Annotated in this window: 4 protein-coding genes and 4 pseudogenes; 1 reads left to right on the top strand and 7 read right to left on the bottom strand. The window is 62.1% G+C overall.

The window, feature by feature from the left end; translation table 11 throughout:
* Positions 1–192: 192 nt before the first annotated feature.
* The 6 genes and pseudogenes from VGN68_RS14395 to VGN68_RS14370 all read right to left on the bottom strand — a co-directional run.
* Positions 193–585 (bottom strand): annotated as a pseudogene (locus VGN68_RS14395) (integrase core domain-containing protein); the annotation flags it as partial.
* Between the two features lie 99 nt (positions 586–684).
* Positions 685–2267, bottom strand: a pseudogene (tnpC, locus tag VGN68_RS14390) (IS66 family transposase).
* Positions 2268–2337: 70 nt separating this feature from the next.
* Positions 2338–2691: an IS66 family insertion sequence element accessory protein TnpB gene (tnpB, locus tag VGN68_RS14385; protein WP_062900420.1), complete on the bottom strand. Its 354-nt coding sequence runs from the start codon at positions 2689–2691 to the stop codon at positions 2338–2340.
* Positions 2688–3092, bottom strand: coding sequence for an IS66-like element accessory protein TnpA (gene tnpA / locus VGN68_RS14380; protein ID WP_081997356.1), 405 nt, complete (start codon positions 3090–3092; stop codon positions 2688–2690). The genes tnpB and tnpA overlap by 4 nt, the downstream gene beginning before the upstream one ends.
* A gap of 125 nt (positions 3093–3217) precedes the next feature.
* Positions 3218–4365 (bottom strand): IS3 family transposase gene (locus VGN68_RS14375; RefSeq protein ID WP_202988351.1). Its coding sequence is split into 2 segments (ribosomal slippage): positions 3218–4107 and positions 4107–4365, totalling 1149 coding nucleotides; the frame shifts between segments, so codons are not numbered across the junction.
* 51 nt (positions 4366–4416) lie between these two features.
* Positions 4417–4767: pseudogene (locus VGN68_RS14370) on the bottom strand (IS481 family transposase); the annotation flags it as partial.
* Between the two features lie 6 nt (positions 4768–4773).
* Between VGN68_RS14370 and VGN68_RS14365 the strand changes: the two are divergent.
* Positions 4774–5122 (top strand): annotated as a pseudogene (locus tag VGN68_RS14365) (integrase core domain-containing protein); the annotation flags it as partial.
* Between the two features lie 197 nt (positions 5123–5319).
* On the opposite strand, the gene VGN68_RS14360 reads toward VGN68_RS14365, so the two are convergent.
* On the bottom strand, positions 5320–5796 hold the full coding sequence (locus tag VGN68_RS14360; protein WP_081997358.1) for a helix-turn-helix domain-containing protein: 477 nt from the start codon (positions 5794–5796) through the stop codon (positions 5320–5322).
* Positions 5797–6000 lie beyond the last annotated feature (204 nt).

Raw genomic sequence — 6000 nt, 5'->3', positions numbered from 1 at the left:
GTCGGAGGGCCAGTAGCAGGCCCTCCGACGCCGATTTCATGCGCCAATTGCAGTCTTGGGCGAGGAATGGGTGTGAGATACGTCCGGCGTGCGCACTGCGGAAACTTGCGTCTCGCGCGAGCGATATGGGAGGCACATTGGCTCCTGCCCCTCGAATCTGACCGGCCCCCACCGAGTGGTCCGCGTGGACTGTTAGGTGTTTAGTCCCAGCATGTGATGGAGTGGTTTCATATTGAAGATATCTGGCTTGGATTTCCGGAGCTCTTCGATGGCCTCGTAGGTTGTCTTGAAGCGCAGAGCCTTCAACTGCTTGGCGAAGTTGTAAGCGACGAGCCAGTCGCGGACATGGCGGCGCAGTTCATTGATCGACGTGTAATGGAAGGATTTGACGGTGGCCTCCTTGATGGTGCGCACCATCCGTTCGGCCTGGCCGTTGGTCCATGGGTGATAGGGCTTGGTGAGGCGATGCTCGATGCCGTTCTGCTCGCAGACACGGCCGAAGATATGGCCGATCCATCCCAGTGGGCCGCCTTGGTCCCGCTGCACGAACTGTACGCCGTTATCTGTCAGGATGGTGTGGATCCTGGTAAGTGATAATTTTCCCCCACGCGGGGCGGACGGGCGCGGGCTTCGATTAGAAGCTGGCGCCTAATTTCGTTGTATCTAATTTCGATCGTGCTTTGCTCAGGCGGCGTTGGCGGTGGCACTCGTTTCGAACGTCATTTCGGCGGCCTTTGTATCGACCCAGTTCCCAGGTAGCAGGTCATCGATGGGCTCGCCGTCGCCGCGGGTGACGATGCGGGCAAGGACGTCGGCCAGGTAGGCGGCGGGGTTGATCGCACCCAGCTTGCAGGTCTCGATCAGCGACGCGATCGCCGCCCAGTTCTCGGCGCCCAGTTCGTGGCCCGCGAACAACGCATTTTTCCGTTGGAGTGCGATCGGCCGCATCGACCGCTCCACCGGGTTGTTGTCGATGTCGATCCGGCCATCGTCGAGGAACCGGACGAGCCCGGCCCAGTGGCTCAGTGCATAGTTGATCGCCTTGAGGGTCGGCGAGCCGCTGAACATGCGCCGGCGCTTGGCGTCGAGCCAGTCATGCAGCTCGTCGACGATCGGGCTGGACCGCGCCTAGCGGACGGCAAGGCGCTCCTCGGGCGTGCGACCGTGGATCTCGCGCTCGATGTTGTAGAGCAGCCCGATCCGGTGCAGCGCTTCGGTGGCGATCGGCGCGCCATCGCCCTTGCCGCCGGCGTCGAAGAAGCCGCGGCGAACATGCGCCCAGCAATAGGCCAGCACCGAGGGTCCGCCGGGACGTCCCGCCTTGCCGAACTGGCCATAGGCTTCATAGCCATCGACCTGCAGGATGCCGTGATACTCGCCGAGGAGCTTCGCCGCCCACATGCCGCCCCGGCCCGGCATGTAGCTGTAAACGATCGCGGGTGGATCGACCCCGCCATGCGGGCGGTCGTCGCGGACCATCGCCCACAGGTAGCCCGTCTTCGTCTTGCCGCTGCTCGGCGCCAGCACCATCGCGGTGGTCTCGTCGACGAACAGGCGATCGCTCTTCAGAAGCTCCGCCTTCTGCCGGTCGACGATCGGCTTCAGATAGCCCGCCGCGCGGCCGACCCAGCCCGCGAGCGTCGCGCGATCGATCGTCACGCCCTGGCGCGCCAACATCTGCGCCTGCCGGTAGAGCGGAAGGTGATCAGCGTATTTCTTGACGAGGATATCGGCGAGCAGCGCTTCCCTCGGCAGGCCGCCCGGCACCACATGCGCGGGAGCCTTCGCCTGCGCGACGCTATCGCCGCACGATCGGCACACCATCCTCGGCCGCACCGTCACGATGACGCGATATTGGGCGGGGATGATGTCGAGTCGTTGGGACCGATCCTCGCCGATCCGGTGCAGCGCACCGCCGCAGCCCGCGCAGCAGCCGGCCTCCGGCGCGATCTCGATCTCGTGACGCGGAAGATGCGCCGGCAGCGAGGCGCGGGTTCGTCCGCCGCACGCTTGCGCCGCGGCGGCGCGATGCCGGTGGCTTCCTCGCCCTGTTCGACCAGCAGTTCGGCTTCGGCCATCGATACGTCGCGATCTTCGAGCGCCAGCGCGAGCTGGCCGCTGTCGATCTTCTCCGACCGCTTGCCGAAGTGCATGCGATTGAGGACATCAAGAAGGTGCTGGAGCCGGGCGGAGCGGAGCCGTTCGGCGATGATCATCGCCTTTAGTGCCTCGACGTCGTCGGGCAGCTCTTCCACCCCCTCGCTCATGGTGCGGATGGATACATTATTTCGCGGTTTTCTGCCCGTTTTGTGCGGCAAGACGAGTCATTTTCACGGCCTATAACGCCATCACCGGACGCGCCACACGCGGGGCATGAACACGCACCCAGTCGAGCCCTTCGATCAGCGCCGAAGCCTGCGCCGCGGTAAGGCTCATCACCCCGTCGCCGAAGCGCGGCCAGCGGAACGTGCCCGTCTCGAGCCGCTTCGTCACCAGCACCAGGCCGGTCCCGTCCCATAGCAGCAGCTTGATCCGATCGGCGCGCTTGCGGCGGAACACGAACATGATTCCGGAGAAGGGGTCGCGGTTCAGCTCGTGCTGCACGAGCGACGCCAGGCCCACCATTCCCTTGCGGAAGTCGACCGGCTTCACCGCCACCAGCACTTTGAGTGGTCCCGGCGGGATGATCATGTCGACACCTGCACCGCGAGCAGCACCCGCTCGATATGGTCGGCAGTCACGCCGTCGGGAATGCGGATCGTCATGCCCTTGATGTTGATGCGGATCTCGGCGCCGCTGCCCTGCGCCTTCGGCTCCTCGACCATTGCCGGAACGAAGGCCGGCGCGTCGTCCGATTCCATCCGTTCGCGCGCTTCCCGGCGCCAGGCGTAGAGCTGCTGCGGCAGGATATCGTTCCGGCGCGCGATATCCGCGACGTTCGCCCGCGGCGCCATACTCTCGGCGATGATCCGGGCCTTCGCTTCCGGCGTCCACTGCCGACGCTCGCGACCCGCCGGGATCACCTCCATCGGGCGAGCACGACCGTTCCCGTTGCTTTCGAAGCTACTTTCGAACGTCGTTACATCGCCCATCGCTAGTTACGCTCCCGATACAGAAGGCGCGCAACATAACGATCTCAGAACATTCGAAAATGTGGGGGTAAATTAGCGCTTACGGTGGCCTGCTGCCGGTTTGGTGGACACCGAGATAAGTTCATTCAGGCTACCCCAGCTTCACGTTCGAAGTCGATAGGACTGAGGTAACCCAAGGTCGAGTGACGCCGGGTCGGGTTGTAGAAGCATTCGATATAATCGAACACGTCGGCCTTCGCCTGCGCCCTCGTGCGGTAGATCTTCTTCCCGATCCGCTCGGTCTTGAGCGAGGAGAAGAAGCTCTCCATGGCGGCATTATCCCATACATTGCCGGACCGGCTCATTGAGCAGGTGACCCCATTGTCGGCCATGAGCCGCTGGAACTGCTCGCTGTTATACTGGCTGCCCTGATCCGAGTGATGCAGGAGAGCATCGGGCTTGCCGCGCCGCCAGATCGCCATGATCAGCGCATCGGTGACGAGCTGGGCTGTCATGTTGGGAGTCATCGACCATCCGACCACCCGGCGCGAGAACAGGTCGATCACCGCAGCAACATAGAGCCATCCCTCGGCCGTCCAGATATAGGTGAAGTCGGCCACCCACTTCTGGTTCGGCCTGTCTGCCGTGAACTGGCGATCGAGCACGTTGCCGGCGATGACCGAACGATCGCCGTGATCCTTGGGAAGCCCGCGTCGCCGCGGCCTCGCTCGCAGACCCTGCGCCCGCATGAGCCGTTCGATCCGGTGCAGGCCGCAGGACACCCCATCGGCCAGCAGGTCGTGCCAGACACGGCGCGCGCCATAAGTGCGATAACTTCCTACATGGCTGGCACGGACCTTCGCACCGATCACCTCGTCGTCGCGGGCACGCTGCGACGGCGGGCGGATCAGCCAGGCATGGAAGCCGCTTCGCGAGACACCGAGCGCCCCGCACATCCATGCCACCGGCCAGATCCCTCGGTGCTTCGCGATGAACTGGAACTTCATATCGAGTCCCTCGCGAAGTAGGCGGCGGCTTTTTTTAGGATGTCGCGCTCCGCCTTCAACTTGGCCAGCTCGCGCCGCAGGCGATCGATCTCCATCTGCTCCGGCTTCATCTGACCGTGACCGGGAAAGGCATGACCCGGATCGGCGGCAAGCTCCCGGACCCATTTACGCAGCACGTTCGCATGCACATCCAGATCGCGCGACGCCTGCGCGATCGTCACCCCGCGTTCGCGGACCATCCTCACCGCCTCAAGCTTGAACTCGCGGCTGAACTTCCTTCTTTGCATTGTGGACCTCCGATAGGTGGAAACACCCTATCTCGGTGTCCACCAAACCGGCAGCAGGCCACGGATCCTGTATGGCACCGTCTTGATAAGCACGCGCAGGAACGCTGCCGCGGCAAGCTTGGTCGCCCGGCGATAGATGCGGGCGAACACCAGCTTCGAGGTGCGGTCCACTTCGACATAGAGGAAGCCTCTTCCGCCTTCATAGCGCAGTTCCGCGATATCGACGTGGAAGTAGCCAATCTCATATTTCTTGAACTTCTTCGGCTTCTCCCGATCGGCTTTGGGCAACCGACTGATCCCGTGGCGTTGCAGGCAACGGTGCAGCGACGAGCGTGTCAGGTGTGGGATCACGTCCTTCAGCGCGATGAACACGTCGTCGAGCGGCAATCGCGCCTGCACCGGACACCGGATGTGTTCGAGGTGCTGGAACGGGGCTGCGCGCAAGTGGGTTATCCCGCCTCGATCAGGGCTGACAATGGCAGCGAATTTTATCTCCCGCGAGCTCGATCTGTGGGCCTACATGAAGGGCGTGACGCTCGACTTCTCGCGGCCTGGCAAGCCCACCGACAACGCGTTCATCGAGAGCTTCAACGGCAAGGAATGCCTTAACGCCCACTGGTTCATGAGCCTGGATGACGCGGTGCGAAAATGCGAGGCTTGGCGTAGGGACTACAACGAGGTACGACCGCACAGCGCGATCGAAAACAAATCACCGATATCGCTCATGTTGGCATCAGCGGCACATGGCCCGCCCTGATGTCAGCACGCTGGAAGGCTGCCAGCAGGGCGGTCCAGAAACGGGTAGCAGCTCAGAAGCCATCGAGTATCTTGGCAAGTTCTGGACGATCCTGGGATGTCGGTTTGCCCCGAACTTCGTCGTTCTGATCGCAATGCAACTCGGGTACGCAAATCCTTGTCCCTGGTTCACTTGACAAATTTTCAGAAGTAGCAATTTTAGCTCCTATCCTGAGTAGCAGGTAAAGATTGTGCTGTTCTTGACTGATTTTCAGCAGGGACTCGAACCTCGGCGCGCAGAGGTTCCTGGGCGCGTTCAAATTCGCCGCGGTGTGCAGCCCATCCTGCTCGTCTGCCGATATGAGTCCAGATCAGATATTCGATGTCGGCCCATTCGAATGGCGCTGGATCGATCGACGAAGCTTGGCTGTAGTCAGGGTCCAACAAGGGAAGAAGGACGAACGCGGGCGCGAGACGGAGCGCCGCTGCGCAACGTAAATGGTCATCGAGCGCCACGGCCGGGTTACCGCTCTCGATCTCTCGTAGCCAACGAACGCTCAATCCAACTCTGCGGGCAAGATGCTCCTGACTCAAGCGACGGCGAAGACGCTCGCTTTCGATGCGCCGCCCAGAGAACTCCTTGAGCTGATCCAGCGAAGCGACGCCGCCCTTCTCGCATGTCCTGGTGTCCGACATGAGCTTCCGTCCGAATAGTATGTGGTGCGCTAGCGCTCCATGCGAGGCTGGCTATCGCTGAGCGACACAGCAAGTAGAGATGCTTTCAGTCTATTAGCTTCGTTCATCTTCAAGGATTTCAGTCTGTGTCGCGCCTGACGCAATTCCCTTCAATTCATTGATTCCAATATGAAAGTTGGAATCACGATGCTCGGCTGCGGCACA

The sequence above is a fragment of the Sphingopyxis sp. genome, assembly GCF_035998965.1.
Taxonomy (GTDB): domain Bacteria; phylum Pseudomonadota; class Alphaproteobacteria; order Sphingomonadales; family Sphingomonadaceae; genus Sphingopyxis.
The sequence above is the reverse complement of the archived record's forward strand: the minus strand, read 5'-3'. Positions and strand labels throughout refer to the sequence as shown.